This is a genomic window from Sphingopyxis sp. (assembly GCF_035565275.1).
Lineage (GTDB): Bacteria > Pseudomonadota > Alphaproteobacteria > Sphingomonadales > Sphingomonadaceae > Sphingopyxis.
The window spans coordinates 1-15,163 of the sequence record NZ_DATMST010000063.1; the positions used below are offsets into that span (position 1 = coordinate 1).

Here is a 15,163-nt window from a genome sequence, read left to right on the forward strand (position 1 = left end):
CGCTTCACGCCTGTCGAGGCACCCAAGCGCCCCGAACCCAAGCGCCCCGAACCGAAGGCGAACCGCGGCGCCGACAATCGCCGCCAGTCGGGCAAGCTGACCGTCACGCGCGCGCTGAACGAAGACGAAGGTGCGCGCGCGCGCAGCCTTGCGGCGCTGAAGCGTGCGCGCGAAAAGGAAAAGCGTTCGCACACCGCCTCGTCGGGCCCGCGCGAGAAGCAGGTCCGCGAAGTCATCGTGCCCGAAAGCATCACGGTTCAGGAACTCGCCAACCGTATGGCCGAAAAGACCAACGACCTGATCAAGGCGCTGTTCAAGATGGGCAGCCCGTCGGCCAGTACCGATCTGCTCGATCAGGACACCGCCGAGCTGCTCGTCACGGAATTCGGCCACGAAATCATTCGCGTCAGCGAAGGCGATGTCGACATTCGACATGACGAGGATATCGACGATGCCGAACATCTGAAGCCGCGCGCTCCGGTCGTGACGATCATGGGTCATGTCGACCATGGCAAGACCAGCCTGCTCGACGCGCTGCGCGGGGCCAATGTGGTCGCGGGCGAGGCCGGCGGCATTACGCAGCATATCGGTGCGTATCAGGTGAAGACCCCCGACGGGTCGCTCGTCACCTTCCTCGACACCCCCGGCCACGAAGCCTTTACCGAGATGCGTCAGCGCGGTGCCAATGTCACCGACATCGTCATCCTCGTGGTGGCGGCCGACGACGGGCTGAAGCCGCAGTCGATCGAGGCGATCGCCCATGCGAAGGCGGCCGGCGTGCCGATCATCGTCGCGATCAACAAGATCGACAAGGAAGGCGCCAATCCGCAGCGCGTCCGCGAACGCCTGCTCGAGCACGAGCTGGTGGTCGAGGAAATGGGCGGCGACGTCCAGAATGTCGAAGTGTCGGCGCTGAAGAAGACCGGGCTCGACAAATTGCTCGACGCGATCGCGGTGCAGGCCGAGATCATGGAGCTGAAAGCCAACCCCGACCGCGCCGCCGAAGGCACGGTGGTCGAGGCGAAACTCGACAAGGGCCGCGGCCCCGTCGCGACGATCCTCGTCCGCCGCGGCACGCTGAAGGTCGGCGACATCTTTGTCTGCGGTGCCGAAAGCGGCCGCGTCCGCGCGCTGATCGACGATCAGGGCAAGCAGATCAAGACCGCTGGCCCCTCGACGCCGGTCGAAGTACTCGGTCTGGGCGGCGTCCCGATGGCCGGCGATACGCTCACCGTCGTCGAGAACGAAGCGCGCGCCCGCGAAGTTGCGGCCTATCGGCAGGAACAGGCGACGCGCAAGCGTACCGTCCAGGCGCCGGTCAGCCTCGAAGGCATGTTCGAGGCACTCGCCGACAAGACGAACGTCATCCAGTTCCCGGTGATCATCAAGGGCGATGTGCAGGGGTCGGTCGAGGCGATCGTCAATGCGCTGAACAAGCTGTCGACCGACGAGATCCGCGTCCGCGTGCTCCAGTCGGGCGCCGGCGCGATCACCGAAAGCGACGTGACGCTGGCGGCCGCCACCAAGGCACCGATCATCGGCTTCAACGTCCGCCCGAACGCCAAGGCACGCGACATCGCGAAGCGCGAAAATGTCCGGTTCATGTATTATGACGTCATCTATCATCTGACCGACGAAATCCGGAAAGAGATGGCAGGCGAACTGGGTCCGGAACGCGTCGAAACCGTCGTCGGCCGTGCCGAGGTCAAGGACGTCTTCCCCGCCGGCAAGCGCGACAAGGCCGCCGGTCTGCTCGTGCTCGAAGGATCGATCCGCAAGGGGCTGCACGCACGCCTTACGCGCGCCGACGTCATCGTCTCGGCAACGACGATCTCTTCGCTCCGCCGCTTCAAGGACGATGTCGCCGAAGTGCGCGCCGGTCTCGAATGCGGTGTCGTGCTGGCGGACACCAACGACATCAAGGCGGGCGACCACCTCGAAGTCTTCGAAGTCGAACTGCGCGAACGGACGCTCTGACGGGCGTCCGCTCCGCGCGGATCAGGAGGTGCCGGCATGGCTCGCTATGTGGCATTGTTCGGCAGCATCAACGTCGGTGGCAACCGGCTGACGATGGCCGACCTGCGCGCAGCGTTCGAGGCTGAGGGCTTCAGCGACGTTGAAACCGTCGTCGCCAGCGGCAATGTGATCTTCTCGCACCCCGCGCGCCCGACGCGCGGGCTCGAGGAAAAGCTGACGCTGATGGTCGACGACCGCTTCGACATGAGTTGCGCCGCGCTGGTGCGCAGCCGCGACGAGCTCGCCGCGGCGATCGCCGACAATCCGTTTGCGGGGACGAACGAGGACAAGTTCGTCCATACGATGTTTCTCGACGGCCAGCCGACGGCGGAGCAATTCGAGGGGCTGGCCGCCGACAAGTGGATCAAGCCGAACGAGCGGCTCGCACTCGGCGACCGGGCGCTTTACATCGACTATGGCGACGGCGTGGCCGACAGCAAACTGACCGCGCGGCTTATCGAGCGTCGGTTGGAGCACAAGGGCACCGCGCGCAACATGCGCTCGATCGCCCGGATCGTCGCCAAGCTCGACGAGTTGGAGAAAACGGAGTCATGAAACCCGACAAGGACCGGAAAAAGGACAGCGGCCCCTCGGTTCGCGTGCTGCGCGTCGGCGAACAGGTGCGCCATATCCTGTCCGAAATCCTCGCGCGCGGCGATGTCCACGACGACCAGCTGACCAAACAGCCGGTAAGCATCACCGAGGTCCGCATGTCGCCCGACCTGCGCCACGCGACGGTGTTCGTGAAATCGCTGCTCGGCAAGGATGAGGATGCGGTGCTGAAGGCGCTCCGCACCAACACCGCGTGGCTGCAAAAGAGCGTCGCCGAAAAGATGAGCATGAAATATGCCGCAAAGCTGAAATTCCTCCCGGACGAAAGCTTCGACGAAGCGAGCCACATCGAGAAATTGCTGCGCGACCCGAAGGTGAGGCGCGATCTGGAGAGCGGTGAGGGCGAAGAGGCCTGACGTCTATTCCCGTTCGTGCCGAGCGAAGTCGAGGCACCCGTCGGTACAGCAAGGTTCAGGAGCATCTCGACTGCGCTCGATGCGAACGGCATGCGGGTCGGGTTATACCTTCCCCTTGATCCCTGCCGCCGCTTCCAGCTCGACCAGCGCATCCTCCAGATAGTCGATCAGCCGCTGGACGTGCGGCACGCTGCGGCGGCAGGCGGTGATGCCGAAATCGATATTCTTGTTGTTGCTGACCTGCGTGATGTTCATCGCCATGCCGTCGACCGGGATGCTCGCGGGATACATGCCGTCGAGCCGTGCGCCGTTCCAGTAGAGCTGCTCGCGCGGACCGGGGACGTTCGAGATGGTGACGCTGTACGCCGGAAATTTGTCGGCGGTGCGTGTCAGTGCGGTCAGCATCTGCGGCATCTGGGTGATCGCGGTATAGATCTGGATCTGCTGCGCGGTCATTTCGCGCAGCTGCGCCTTCGCGGCGTTCATCGACGCCTGGATCGTCGTCATGCGCGTCGCCGGATCGTCGATGTGCGTCGCGAGGTTCGCGGTCACCGCCGCGACCGAATTGCCCGAATCGATATCGTCCTTGGCGCGAATCGACACCGGCGCCATGGCTTTGAGTGGCTTGTCGGGCAGCTCGTTCAGCGATTGCAGATATTTGCGCATCGCTCCCGAACACATCGCAAGCACCGCGTCGTTGATGGTCCCGTCGTACGCCTTGCCCATCGCGCGGACGCGTTCCAATGACCAGCTTTGCGCGACGAAGCGGCGTGCGCCGGTGATGTTGCGGTTGAAGCTGGTGCGCGGCAGTCCGCCCCACGGCGTCGCAAGGTCACCGCCTCCGAGCCCGAACATCGCTGCTGCATATTGGTTGAGTGCCTTGGTCACCCCGACGCTGTTGCCCCATTGCTCCTTCAGGAAGCCGCCGATGGCCTTGAGGTCGGTGAGGCTGGGCGTCGGCGCCTTCTTCGGCGCCGGGAACTTGCGCTTGTAGGCTTCGTAGGCCTCGACGGACATCGGCGAATAGCTGCGCTTCTCTTTCGGATCGGCGCTCAGCATCGCATTGGTGAAATGCATCGAACTCGCGCCGTCCATCAGCGCGTGGTGGATCTTGAAATAGGTCGCGATCTGGCGGTCGGGCAGCCCTGAAATCAGCGTGATTTCCCACATCGGCCGCGTGCGGTCGAGCAGCGTGCCGTGGAGGCGCGACACGAGTTCGAACATCTCGCGATACCGCCCCGGCTTGGGCAGCGCGGCACTTCGCACATGGTAATGCATGTCGATATCGCGGTCGGGTTCGAGCCTGATCGGGCCATACTGCCCGAGCGGGGTGAGTTTCAGCACTTCACTGAACGGTCGCCGCAGCCCTTCGGACTGGCGCAACATCGCCAGCTGTTCATTGAGCCACTCGGTTTCGTCGACCTTGTCGGGCAGGGTATAGAGATTGACCCCGCCCACATGCATCGGCGTCTCGCGCGTTTCGGCGACGAGGAACATCGCGTCGGTCACCGGCATCAGCCGCATGGCAGCTCTCCCCACTGTTTATGCTGCTTCTTTTGATACGCAGCATGAGGAGGGGGTGGGGGCAAGTCAAGCAGCCCTCTTCGTCGCTCCGGATCAAGTCCGGAGTGACGAGAGTTTGATGATTGGCGGAGGCCAGCGAAGGCGTTATCGCACCTCATGGCCAAGCTTTATTTCTACTACGCCAGCATGAACGCCGGCAAATCGACGACGCTGCTCCAGGCGGATTTCAACTATCGCGAGCGCGGCATGGAAACGATGTTGTGGACCGCGGCGCTCGATGACCGTTATGGCGCGGGGCAGGTGACGAGCCGCATCGGGCTGATGGCCGACGCGCATAAATTCGATCCCGACAGCAATCTGTGGGCTGCGGTGAATGCCGAGAACGCCGAACGTCCGCTCGCCTGCGTGCTCGTTGACGAGGCGCAGTTCCTGACACGCGCGCAGGTTCTCGACCTCGCCCGCCTTGCCGACGAGACAGGAATTCCCGTGCTTTGCTATGGTCTCCGCACCGATTTTTCGGCCGAACTCTTCCCCGGATCGGCAGCATTGCTCGGCATCGCCGATGCGCTCGTCGAACTCAAGGCGGTGTGCGAATGCGGGCGCAAGGCGACGATGAACCTGCGCGTCGACGAAAGCGGCCGCGCCGTGGTCGAAGGCGCGCAGACCGAGATCGGCGGCAACGACCGCTATGTCGCCATGTGCCGGCGGCACTTCATGGCAAAGCGCCGCGAAGCGGCCGGAGCGCTCGCCGATGCTTGACCGGCTCTACATCGAACTCGCCGACGGCGGTCTCAAGCTCGTCAAGCTGAAGGAAGGGCATCGCGAGGCGCTTCGTGCTGCCTGCGCTGCCGATGCCGATATCTGGCCGATCTATTCGTCGAGTTTCGATCCCGATCATTTCGACACGGCGTTCGATACGCTGATCGGGCACGTCAGCCGCATGCCCTACGCGATTTTCGATGGCCAGACGCTTGTCGGTATGACCGCCTATCTGCGTCCCGACGTGTCGGCGCAAACGGTCGAGATCGGCAACAGCTTCCTTCATCCCGACGCACGTGGAACGGGGTTCAACGGCCGGCTCAAGAAGCTGATGATCGATCATGCGTTCGCGGCCGGTATCCGCCGGATCGAATTCCGCATCGACGAACGCAACAAGCGTAGCCAGGCTGCGGTCGCCAAGCTCGGCTGTACCAAGGAAGGGGTGTTGCGGTCAGAGCGCATCACCTGGACCGGCCATGTCCGCGATACCGGGCTCTGGTCGCTGTTGGCGGACGAGTGGCGGCGATGAACTGCATGGGACGCAAGGGTCAGCACGGGTTCAGACTCGGTCTGCTATCCGCGCCGTCACCATGAAACAGAAACTCGCTCTCTCCCTGGCCGCCTTGCTGCTTCCCCTTTCGGCAGCGGCGGCCATCGAGCCGACCGACGCGCCCGCAAGGGAACCGCGCGCGCTCGGCGTCGAATCGAGCATCGTCTTCCCGAGCGACAGTACGATCCGCAACTGGCAGGCCGACCGCGATCGCGGCATCTGGATCGAAGGGCGGCGCGGCGAATGGTATTATGGCACCTTCGCCGGCTTCTGCCGCGACATCGATTTCGCGCAGGCGATCGGCTTGGAAACGCGCGGCGCCGGGCGGCTCGACAAATTCGCGTCGATCGTTGTGCGGGGCGATCGCTGCCAGCTATCGTCCTTCGTCACGTCGGCACCGCCGCCGACGAAGGAAGAACGCAAGGCCGCGCGCGAAACCGACAAGACCGCGGAAAATTGACAGCTCATGGCCCGCGTCCTAGCGGCGCGGGATGAACGGCTGGATCATTCTCGACAAGCCTGTCGGCCTTGGCTCGACGCAGGCGGTGGGCGCCGTGAAACGCGTGTGCCGCGAAGCCGGGCTGGGCAAGGTCAAGGTCGGTCATGGCGGCACGCTCGATCCGCTGGCGTCGGGGGTGTTGCCGATCGCGCTCGGCGAAGCGACAAAGCTGTGCGGGCGGATGCTCGACGCGAGCAAGATTTACGACTTCACCCTGCAATTCGGTGCGCAAACCGCCGGGCTCGATGCCGAGGGCGAAGTCGTGGCTACAAGCGACGTTCGGCCGACGCTGGCCGATGTGGAGGCGATACTGCCACGTTTCACCGGTCCGATCGAGCAGGTGCCGCCCGCTTTTTCGGCGATCAAGGTTGGTGGTCAGCGGGCCTATGACCTGGCGCGCAAGGGCGAGGCGGTGGAGATGAAAGCGCGCAGCGTCACCATATATTCCCTTCGTCATGCCGGACTTGATCCGGCATCCATGCCCACCGACGAAGAATGGACCCCGGATCAAGTCCGGAGTGACGAAGGTGGGGGAGGGCCGCTCGACTCCATCACCCTCACCGCCCGCGTGTCCAAAGGCACCTATATCCGCAGCCTCGCGCGCGATATCGCGCACGCCGTCGGCACCGTCGGGCATGTCACGATGCTCCGCCGCACAAAGGCGGGGCCGTTCGGGCTCGAGCGGGCGATTTCGCTGGACAAATTGAACGCATTCGGTCAAGGCGCCGCCCAATCAGAAATATTTCTGCCGCTTGAGGCAGGGCTGGTCGACATCCCGGCTCTGAACCTTTCCCCGGAAGCGGCAGGGGCGATCCGTCAGGGTCGCGTCTGGACCGGGGGGTGCACGGATGACGGGCTCTATTGGGGAAGGGACAGCGACATGCGTCCCGTCGCCCTGATCGAGGCTTTGGCGGGAACGCTGAAGGTTGTCCGCGGCTTCAATCTGTAAACAAGGATGTTCGAGGAAAAATAAATATGTCGATTACCGCCGAGCGCAAAACCGAAGTCATTAATGACAATGCCCGCGCCAAGGGCGATACCGGTTCGCCGGAAGTTCAGGTCGCGATCCTGACCGACCGCATCAATACGCTGACCGCCCACTTCAAGGCGCACCACAAGGACAACCACAGCCGCCGCGGCCTCCTCATGATGGTCAACAAGCGCCGCAGCCTCCTCGACTATCTGAAGAAGAAGGATGAGGCCCGTTATTCGGCGCTGATCGCGAAGCTGGGTCTTCGTAAATAAGAATTTCTGGCGGCCCCGGATTTCCGGGGCCGCTGTCATATTGGTCCCGTGCAATTGTGCCGGGCCGCAGGGCCGCTCCCGCATCCGGCGGGACCGCCATCGGGGCAGACAGACGCCCTACACCGCCCCGGGCCGGATTGCCCGGAATCAGAGGCCCCGCCCGGCATAGGGCCCGGCGGGCGAAGGAAACCACATGTTTGACGTGAAAAAAGTATCGATCGAGTGGGGCGGTGAAACGCTGACGCTCGAAACGGGCAAGGTTGCCCGTCAGGCCGACGGCGCCGTCATCGCGACGCTGGGCGAAACGGTCGTCCTGTGTGCCGTCACCGCCGCCAAGAAGGTCAAGGAAGGGCAGGATTTCTTCCCGCTCACCGTCCACTATCAGGAAAAATATTCGGCCGCCGGACGCATTCCGGGCGGCTTCTTCAAGCGCGAACGCGGCGCGACCGAAAAGGAAACGCTGGTTTCCCGCCTGATCGACCGCCCGATCCGCCCGCTGTTCCCCGAAGGTTTCTACAACGAAATCAACGCCATTGCCCAGGTTCTGAGCTATGACGGCCACAACGAGCCCGATATTCTGGCGCTGGTCGCCGCGTCGGCCGCGATGACGATTTCGGGCGTCCCCTTCATGGGCCCGATCGGCGCCGCGCGCGTTGGCTACATCGACGGCGAATATATTCTGAACCCGACCGACGCACAGGTTGCCGAGGGCGATCTCGACCTGGTCGTCGCCGCGACGTACGACGCGGTGATGATGGTCGAATCCGAAGCCAATGAGCTGTCGGAAGAGGTCATGCTCGGCGCCGTCCTGTTCGCGCACGACGCGTGCAAGGAAGTCGTCAAGGCGATCGTGAAGCTCGCCGAACAGGCCGCCAAGGATCCCTGGGCGATGGCCGAACAGGCTGACCTGAGCACCGCCAAGGACAAGCTGAAGAAGCTGATCGGCAAGGATATTGCCGCCGCCTACAAGCTGACCGACAAATCGGCCCGCTCGAACGCGCTGAACGAAGCCCGCGGCAAGGCCAAGGAAGCCTTTGCCGATGCGGCTCCGCAGGATCAGCTCGCCGCGTCCAAGCTGGTGAAGAAGCTGGAAGCCGAAATCGTTCGCGGCGCCATCCTGAAGGACGGCAAGCGCATCGACGGTCGCAAGACGACGGAAATTCGGCAGATCGTCGCCGAAACGCACTTCCTGCCCCGCGCGCACGGCTCGGCGCTGTTCACCCGCGGCGAAACGCAGACGATTGCCACGGCAACGCTCGGCACCAAGGAAAGCGAACAGATGGTCGATGGCCTGAACGGCCTGTCGTACCAGAACTTCATGCTCCACTATAACTTCCCGCCCTATTCGGTCGGTGAAGTCGGCCGCTTCGGCGCGCCGGGCCGCCGCGAAGTCGGTCACGGCAAGCTCGCATGGCGCGCGCTGCACCCCGTGCTGCCGACGAAGGACGAGTTCCCCTACACGATCCGCCTCACCAGCGACATCACCGAGTCGAACGGCTCGTCGTCGATGGCGTCGGTCTGCGGCGGTTCGCTCGCGATGATGGACGCCGGCGTGCCGATCAAGCGCCCCGTCTCGGGCATCGCGATGGGCCTGATCCTCGAAGGCAAGGATTATGCGATCCTGTCGGACATTCTGGGCGACGAGGATCACCTCGGCGACATGGACTTCAAGGTCGCGGGCACGTCCGAAGGCATCACCACGATGCAGATGGACATCAAGATCGCGGGCATCACGCGCGAGATCTTCGAGGCCGCGCTGAACCAAGCGAAGGAAGGCCGCGCGCACATCCTCGGAGAGATGGCGAAGGCGCTTGGCGAAACCCGGAGCGAATTGTCGGCGCACGCACCGCGTATCGAGACGATGCAGATCGACAAGTCGAAGATCCGCGACGTCATCGGTACCGGCGGCAAAGTGATCCGCGAGATCGTCGCGACCACCGGCGCGAAGGTCGACATCGACGACGAAGGCCTGATCAAGATTTCGTCGAGCGACCTCGACCAGATCGAAGCGGCGCGCAAGTGGATCAGCGGCATCGTCGAGGAAGCCGAAGTCGGCAAGATCTATGACGGCAAGGTCGTCAACCTCGTCGATTTCGGTGCGTTCGTTAATTTCATGGGCGGCAAGGACGGTCTCGTCCACGTCAGCGAAATCGCCAACGAGCGCGTCGAAAAGGTCGCCGACGTCCTGAGCGAAGGCCAGGAAGTCAAGGTCAAGGTCCTCGAAATCGACCAGCGCGGCAAGGTTCGCCTGTCGATGCGCGTCGTGAACCAGGAAACCGGCGAAGAACTCGAAGACACCCGCCCGCCGCGTGAACCTCGCGGTGACCGCGGGCCGCGCCGTGATGGCGGCGACCGTGGCGATCGCGGCCCGCGTGGCGGCGGTGGCCGTGACCGTGGCCCGCGTCGTGATGGCGGTGGCGAAGGTCGTGGTGATCGTGGCCCGCGCCGCGAACGCAGCGAAGGTCCGGAAGACCAGGGCCACGTGCCCGACTTCCTGAAGGACTAAGCCTTCCGTCAATCGGAAACAGGAAAGGGGGTCGCGAATGCGGCCCCCTTTTTTATGGCGGCTACGGGATGGGAAGCGGACCTGTCTTTCGTCATCCCGGACTTGATCCGGGGTCCCGCTTGAGATCTAAGCTGGTGGACGCGCAAAAAGCGAGATCCCGGATCAAGTCCGGGATGATGGCGAAGAGAACTGCAGCGTCGCTTCGTTAGCGGCCTCCGCCGAAGGTATAGCTCAGCGCGATCCCCCCCGACGGCTGGCTGCGCGATCCGAGTTCGCGAGTGACCGGCGAGTCGGCTGCGTCGCCGACGAGCCGATCGTAACGGCCATATACCGCGAAGCCCCAATTCTTGCCGAGCATGCGGTGGTAACCTGCGGTTACACCGATCGACTGGATGCCGCCCCCGGGATCATAGGCGGTAAGGCCCGACGTGGCTGCGGCGGCGGGCGTGACGCCGAAATAGGCCCGGGTGTATTTGGCGTCGCCCAGCGTCACGCGCGGGCCGATCGAAAACAGCCAGTCGTCGCCCTGCCGTGCAATATAGTCCGCGCTGATTTCACCGGTCCAGCCCTTGTGGCCGCTGATCCCCTTGCGTCCTTCGACGCGGACGCGGAGCTCGGGGACTAGCGACATCTGCGCGAAGCCGCCTGCCTCGACGGACAAGCCGACCTTGGGCAGGTCAGCGCCGATGTCGGAGGCCTTGCGCTTGCCGATGAAGCCAAATGCCGGGCCGAAAGCGAAATTGCCCGAATGGACGAGCGGCTGGCCGAAGCTTTCATCGGGGGCTTCGAACTCGAACTCGCTTTCGCGCGTGCGCGAGACATCGATATAGGGACCGACACTGAACTTGTCCGCGCCCGGCCATGAGGGCGACAGCTGCGGTCCGATGATGATCCGGGTGCGCTTTTCACTGCTCGTGCTGTCTTCCTGCGCGTTGGCGGGAACCGCCACCGTGGCGAGAGCAACGAGGTACAGGGCGGGAAACTTGCTGCGTTCGATCATGCGGAAATCCTTGTTGTTCCGCATGAAATTCCCTGCGGCGGTATTTCGTTCCAAGAGGTGCTAGACCGGCGACCAGCCGGACGCTTCGTCGCCGTCATCAGCGCCGGGCTCAGGGTGGCCGATCGCCTCGAGCAACTTGTCGAGAACGGCGGGCACACCCGCGCCGCTCGCGCCTGAAAGCGCCATCACCGGATGGCCGCATTCCGCAGCGAGTTCGGCCGACAGCGCGGCGACCAGTTCGTCGTCGAGGGTGTCGATCTTGTTCAGGGCGACGATTACCGGCTTGTCAGTAAGGTCGGCGCCATAGGCTTCGAGTTCGTCACGGACGATGCGGTAACTGGTCGCGACATCCTCGTCATTCGCGTCGACGAGGTGGAGCAGCACGCGGCAGCGTTCGATATGGCCGAGGAATCGGTCACCGACCCCGGCGCCTTCCGCTGCGCCCTGGATCAGCCCCGGAATGTCGGCAATGACGAATTCATGCCCTTTGTGGCTGACAACGCCGAGCTGCGGGCGCAGCGTCGTGAAGGCATAGGCGCCGACCTTCGCCTGCGCATTGGACACGCCGTTGATAAAGGTCGACTTGCCGGCGTTGGGCAGCCCGACGAGCCCCGCATCGGCGAGCAGTTTGAGGCGCAGCCACACCCACATTTCCTCGCCCGGCCAACCCGGACCGTGCTGGCGCGGGGCGCGGTTGGTCGAGGTCTTGTAGCTGGCGTTGCCGCGGCCGCCGTCGCCACCGCGCAGGAAGACGAGCTGTTCGCCCTCCTTCGTCAGGTCGGCCAGCAGGCTGCGATCTTCGTCGTCATCGAGAATCTGCGTGCCGATCGGCACCTGGATCACCAGGTCAGGGCCACCCGCGCCGGTGCGGTCACGGCCCGCACCGGGGGTACCGCGCTTTGCCTTGAAATGCTGGGTGTAGCGAAAATCGATCAGCGTGTTGAGGCCGGCGACGGCCTCGAAAATCACATCGCCGCCTTTGCCGCCATTGCCGCCATCGGGACCGCCATATTCGATATATTTCTCGCGCCGGAACGATACGGCACCGGGGCCGCCGTCTCCCGACTTGATGAAAATCTTGGCTTGGTCGAGGAAATGCATGGCGGGGCCTTCAGGGGGAAGCGGGAAACTACACATCATGTCCCGGTCGTGTCGAGCGACCTCGAAACTGCCTGGGCAGTCGCGGCTCGATGCGAACGGAATGACGGGATCGGAGCGCCCTTAGCGCCTGAACGCCCGAATTGCTAGCCCTGTGCCGGGAGCTTGCCGCCATGCTCGGCCCAGAATTTCGCAATCCGTCCTGTGATCAGCTCGGTCGCAAGTACGCGCGACGTGTCGCGCGGCAGGTCGAGCGCCTCGGCCATCGGGCCGCCGAGTTGCGCATCGCCCAATGCCATGAGCACCAGCGCGAGCGTATCCTCGTGCATCAAGCGCTTTTCGTGCGCGTCGGGCGCCATGCCGTCGATCAGGCGATGGATCGCATCGACGATCGGGTCGAGCGCATCGTCGTTGCCCGTCGCCGCCATCCACGTCGCGAGCGCGCCCGCGCCGCCTTCGTTGAAGGCGTCGAAGGCGAGGTCGACAATCTCGCGCACATTGCGTTCGCCCGGCGGTGATTCGGCCATTTTCCGGCCGATCGTCGCGCACACGGTTTCGGCCTGATAGGCGGCGAGCGCCTTTTGCAGCCCCGCCGCGCTGCCGAAATGATGGAGCAGATTGGCGTGGGTGCGGTCGATCCGTGCCGCCACGGCTTTGAGCGTCACCGCCGCCGGCCCCATTTCGATCAATATATGGCGCGCAGCCTCGAGCGCCGCCGAGCGGCTTTCCTCCGGACTCAAACGCTTCTTCACTATTGACATATGTGTAAGTAAACCCTATTGCTGCCCCGTCTCCCCTTTTCGACGGTATGAGCCATATGTCCAGCCTTTCCCGGTCGCCGACCCCCGCCGATCTTTCGATCACCCCGCGCGACATGCGTTTTGGCCGCGACGACAGGCAGGGCCGCTGGTGGCTGAACGGCGACCCGATCGCGTCGGCTTTCCACACCGCGCTGTCGGTGACCTTTCCGCGCGGCGAGGCGATGTTCATCGAAGCGGTGAAGGCGCACCGCGACGGCGTGCCGGAGAAGCTGGCGCGCGAGATCCGCGCCTTCACCCAGCAGGAGGTGATTCACAGCCGCGAGCATGTCGTGTTCAACAAGAAGGCGGCGGAAGCAGGATACGACCTTTCCGAACTCGAGGCCGATGTGAACCACGTCCTCGACCAGATCAAATCGCGCCCGCAGATCGTCAACCTGATGGCGACGATCGCGCTCGAACATTATACCGCGATGATGGCGGCGACGATGCTGCGCGACGACAGCATGTATGCGGGCGCCGAGCCCGAATGGGCGGCCCTGTGGAAATGGCACGCGATCGAGGAGATCGAGCACAAGGGCGTCGCATACGATACCTGGCTGCATGCGACGAAGGACTGGAGCCGGTTTCGCCGCTGGCGCGCCAAGTCGTTGATGATGCTCCTCGTCACCTCGCGTTTCTGGCCCAAGCGCGTGAAGGGCATGAAGGCACTCCTGAAGCAGGACGGGCTGACCGGCTGGCGCGTCACGGCGCGCATCTGGTGGTATCTGCTCGGCACGCCCGGCGTGCTGCGCAAGAGCTTCTTCCCCTGGCTTTCCTACTTCATGCCGGGCTTCCATCCGTGGAACCACGACGACCGCGCGCTGATCGGCAAATATGAAAGCGATTATGCCGACGCGATCATGCCGGCGCATTCGTCGGCGCCGCGCGAGGAACTGGCGGCGGCCGCCGCCTGACCATCTTCTCCCCGGTTGCGGGGGTCCGGAACGGTTCTCTCTCCCTGTTCCGGGCCTCCTCATCCGCGAAGAGCGATCGTGTCAATGCCGGCTGGACGAGCCGGCTCTGGTCCCATATCCTCATGGCGTGGGAGGGGACCAGACCATGCGACCACAAATGACCGCGGCCGAGATCACGCAGTTCGAACTGCAACTGGCAGGGCTCGGCTCCTTGCTCGAATTCGGGTGCGGCGGCAGCACGATCGTCGCCGCACGGCAGGTGCGCCGGATCGTCAGCGTCGACAGCGATCCCGCATGGCTGGGCACGGTGCAGGCCGACATTGCGCGCGAGGTTGTCGAATTCACGCCGTTCCATGCCGACATCGGCCCGGTCGGCGAACGGGGTTATCCGGTCGACGAAAGCCGCATCCGCGACTGGCCGCGCTATCACACGCAGATCTGGCGGAGCGTGGGCGGCAGCCCCGACGCGGTGCTGATCGACGGGCGTTTCCGGGTGGCTTGCCTGTTGCAGTCGATCGTCCACTGCAAGCCCGACTGTATCTTCCTGTTCCCCGACTTTCGCGACCGGCCGCACTATCATGCCGTGCTTCGCCACGTCGACGTGCTGACGCGTGTCGACTCGCTCGCCGTGCTGCGCGCAAAACAGCAGGTCGACGGCAAGGCGGTGCTGCACGACCTGTTCGACCATTATCTGGTCCCCGATTGACCGCCGCTGTTCGCTTGGGCACATCGGCAGCCATGGCATTCGAAACCTTTACCGCCCCGCCCGTGATCGAGACCGAACGGATGCGCCTGCGTCCCGGGCGACTGTCGGACAAGGACGTCCATACCGCGATGTGGGCCGATGATCGCGTCACCCGCTTCATCGGCGGCGAACCGCGTGCGCCCGACGTCAGCTGGGGAAAGTTCCTGAGCTCGGCCGGGCTGTGGCCGGTGATGGGCTTTGGCTATTGGGTCTTTGCGGACAAGGCGACCGACAAGCTGATCGGGCAGGGCGGGCTCAGCTATTTCTGCCGCGGCATCCCCGAACTGGAAGATGTGCCCGAGGCGGGGTGGGCGTTCGACGCCGACCATTGGGGCGCGGGCTACGCGACCGAGGCGATGAGGGCGACGCTCGGTTGGGCCGACGCGCATCTCGATGCGGCAGAAGTGCGATGCATCATCGACCCCGGCAACGATGCATCCGAACGCGTTTCGGCCAAGCTGGGTTTCCGCCGCATCGGCGAAAGCGATGCGCTGGGTCATGTCGTGGCGATCTATTCACGCCCGCGCGGGGGATAAGGG

The 15,163-nt window shown here is 64.2% G+C and carries 16 protein-coding genes; 12 read left to right on the forward strand and 4 right to left on the reverse strand.

The window, feature by feature from the left end; translation table 11 throughout:
• The 3 genes from infB to rbfA all read left to right on the forward strand — a co-directional run.
• Positions 1-1,977, forward strand: a 1,977-nt coding sequence (gene infB, locus VN047_RS04515; RefSeq protein WP_325540456.1) for a translation initiation factor IF-2, incomplete at its 5' end; no start/stop codon positions are given.
• Between the two features lie 36 nt (positions 1,978-2,013).
• Positions 2,014-2,571, forward strand: coding sequence for a DUF1697 domain-containing protein (locus tag VN047_RS04520; RefSeq protein ID WP_325540458.1), 558 nt, complete (start codon positions 2,014-2,016; stop codon positions 2,569-2,571).
• Complete coding sequence (gene rbfA, locus VN047_RS04525; RefSeq protein WP_325540460.1) at positions 2,568-2,984, forward strand: 30S ribosome-binding factor RbfA; 417 nt, start codon at positions 2,568-2,570, stop codon at positions 2,982-2,984. Before VN047_RS04520 ends, rbfA begins: the two co-directional genes overlap by 4 nt.
• Before the next feature lie 102 nt (positions 2,985-3,086).
• Here the strand turns inward: rbfA and VN047_RS04530 are convergent, their stop codons facing one another.
• Positions 3,087-4,508 (reverse strand): wax ester/triacylglycerol synthase family O-acyltransferase, encoded by a 1,422-nt coding sequence (locus VN047_RS04530; RefSeq protein ID WP_325540461.1) that lies wholly within the window; start codon positions 4,506-4,508, stop codon positions 3,087-3,089.
• Between the two features lie 156 nt (positions 4,509-4,664).
• Between VN047_RS04530 and VN047_RS04535 the strand changes: the two genes are divergently transcribed.
• The 6 genes from VN047_RS04535 to pnp all read left to right on the forward strand — a co-directional run bounded on the left by VN047_RS04535 (position 4,665) and on the right by pnp (position 10,067).
• Positions 4,665-5,267, forward strand: a complete 603-nt coding sequence (locus VN047_RS04535) for a thymidine kinase (protein WP_325540463.1) — start codon at positions 4,665-4,667, stop codon at positions 5,265-5,267.
• A complete protein-coding gene (locus tag VN047_RS04540) occupies positions 5,260-5,796 on the forward strand; it encodes a GNAT family protein (RefSeq protein WP_325540465.1) in 537 nt (178 codons plus the stop codon). The genes VN047_RS04535 and VN047_RS04540 overlap by 8 nt, the downstream gene beginning before the upstream one ends.
• A 61-nt stretch (positions 5,797-5,857) precedes the next feature.
• Complete coding sequence (locus VN047_RS04545; RefSeq protein ID WP_325540467.1) at positions 5,858-6,277, forward strand: DUF6491 family protein; 420 nt, start codon at positions 5,858-5,860, stop codon at positions 6,275-6,277.
• Between the two features lie 31 nt (positions 6,278-6,308).
• The gene (gene truB / locus VN047_RS04550) at positions 6,309-7,265 is read left to right on the forward strand and encodes a tRNA pseudouridine(55) synthase TruB (protein ID WP_325540469.1); all 957 of its coding nucleotides are present in this window, start codon (positions 6,309-6,311) and stop codon (positions 7,263-7,265) included.
• Between the two features lie 26 nt (positions 7,266-7,291).
• Complete coding sequence (gene rpsO, locus VN047_RS04555) at positions 7,292-7,561, forward strand: 30S ribosomal protein S15 (protein WP_166943549.1); 270 nt, start codon at positions 7,292-7,294, stop codon at positions 7,559-7,561.
• 193 nt (positions 7,562-7,754) lie between these two features.
• Positions 7,755-10,067 (forward strand): polyribonucleotide nucleotidyltransferase, encoded by a 2,313-nt coding sequence (gene pnp / locus VN047_RS04560; RefSeq protein WP_325540472.1) that lies wholly within the window; start codon positions 7,755-7,757, stop codon positions 10,065-10,067.
• Between the two features lie 205 nt (positions 10,068-10,272).
• Here pnp and VN047_RS04565 read toward each other — a convergent pair whose 3' ends face one another.
• From VN047_RS04565 to VN047_RS04575, 3 genes are all read right to left on the reverse strand, one after another.
• Positions 10,273-11,067 carry a MipA/OmpV family protein gene (locus tag VN047_RS04565; protein ID WP_325540474.1) on the reverse strand — a complete coding sequence of 265 codons (795 nt, stop codon included), beginning with the start codon at positions 11,065-11,067 and terminating at the stop codon, positions 10,273-10,275.
• 60 nt (positions 11,068-11,127) lie between these two features.
• Positions 11,128-12,168, reverse strand: a complete 1,041-nt coding sequence (gene obgE, locus VN047_RS04570) for a GTPase ObgE (protein WP_325540476.1) — start codon at positions 12,166-12,168, stop codon at positions 11,128-11,130.
• Between the two features lie 143 nt (positions 12,169-12,311).
• Positions 12,312-12,926 carry a TetR/AcrR family transcriptional regulator gene (locus VN047_RS04575; RefSeq protein ID WP_325540478.1) on the reverse strand — a complete coding sequence of 205 codons (615 nt, stop codon included), beginning with the start codon at positions 12,924-12,926 and terminating at the stop codon, positions 12,312-12,314.
• Between the two features lie 56 nt (positions 12,927-12,982).
• Between VN047_RS04575 and VN047_RS04580 the strand changes: the two genes are divergently transcribed.
• The 3 genes from VN047_RS04580 to VN047_RS04590 all read left to right on the forward strand — a co-directional run bounded on the left by VN047_RS04580 (position 12,983) and on the right by VN047_RS04590 (position 15,160).
• The gene (locus VN047_RS04580) at positions 12,983-13,879 is read left to right on the forward strand and encodes a metal-dependent hydrolase (protein ID WP_325540480.1); all 897 of its coding nucleotides are present in this window, start codon (positions 12,983-12,985) and stop codon (positions 13,877-13,879) included.
• A 157-nt stretch (positions 13,880-14,036) separates the two neighbouring features.
• A complete protein-coding gene (locus VN047_RS04585) occupies positions 14,037-14,585 on the forward strand; it encodes a hypothetical protein (RefSeq protein WP_325540482.1) in 549 nt (182 codons plus the stop codon).
• 32 nt (positions 14,586-14,617) lie between these two features.
• On the forward strand, positions 14,618-15,160 hold the full coding sequence (locus VN047_RS04590) for a GNAT family N-acetyltransferase (protein ID WP_325540484.1): 543 nt from the start codon (positions 14,618-14,620) through the stop codon (positions 15,158-15,160).
• Positions 15,161-15,163 lie beyond the last annotated feature (3 nt).

Bases quoted from the DNA above. Each gene is read 5' to 3' on its own strand.
- VN047_RS04520 (WP_325540458.1), top strand. From the start codon at position 2,014: ATGGCTCGCTATGTGGCATTGTTCGGCAGCATCAACGTCGGTGGCAAC.
- rbfA (WP_325540460.1), top strand. From the start codon at position 2,568: ATGAAACCCGACAAGGACCGGAAAAAGGACAGCGGCCCCTCGGTTCGC.
- VN047_RS04530 (WP_325540461.1), bottom strand. From the start codon at position 4,508: ATGCGGCTGATGCCGGTGACCGACGCGATGTTCCTCGTCGCCGAAACG.
- VN047_RS04535 (WP_325540463.1), top strand. From the start codon at position 4,665: ATGGCCAAGCTTTATTTCTACTACGCCAGCATGAACGCCGGCAAATCG.
- VN047_RS04540 (WP_325540465.1), top strand. From the start codon at position 5,260: ATGCTTGACCGGCTCTACATCGAACTCGCCGACGGCGGTCTCAAGCTC.
- VN047_RS04545 (WP_325540467.1), top strand. From the start codon at position 5,858: ATGAAACAGAAACTCGCTCTCTCCCTGGCCGCCTTGCTGCTTCCCCTT.
- truB (WP_325540469.1), top strand. From the start codon at position 6,309: ATGAACGGCTGGATCATTCTCGACAAGCCTGTCGGCCTTGGCTCGACG.
- rpsO (WP_166943549.1), top strand. From the start codon at position 7,292: ATGTCGATTACCGCCGAGCGCAAAACCGAAGTCATTAATGACAATGCC.
- pnp (WP_325540472.1), top strand. From the start codon at position 7,755: ATGTTTGACGTGAAAAAAGTATCGATCGAGTGGGGCGGTGAAACGCTG.
- VN047_RS04565 (WP_325540474.1), bottom strand. From the start codon at position 11,067: ATGATCGAACGCAGCAAGTTTCCCGCCCTGTACCTCGTTGCTCTCGCC.
- obgE (WP_325540476.1), bottom strand. From the start codon at position 12,168: ATGCATTTCCTCGACCAAGCCAAGATTTTCATCAAGTCGGGAGACGGC.
- VN047_RS04575 (WP_325540478.1), bottom strand. From the start codon at position 12,926: ATGTCAATAGTGAAGAAGCGTTTGAGTCCGGAGGAAAGCCGCTCGGCG.
- VN047_RS04580 (WP_325540480.1), top strand. From the start codon at position 12,983: ATGTCCAGCCTTTCCCGGTCGCCGACCCCCGCCGATCTTTCGATCACC.
- VN047_RS04585 (WP_325540482.1), top strand. From the start codon at position 14,037: ATGACCGCGGCCGAGATCACGCAGTTCGAACTGCAACTGGCAGGGCTC.
- VN047_RS04590 (WP_325540484.1), top strand. From the start codon at position 14,618: ATGGCATTCGAAACCTTTACCGCCCCGCCCGTGATCGAGACCGAACGG.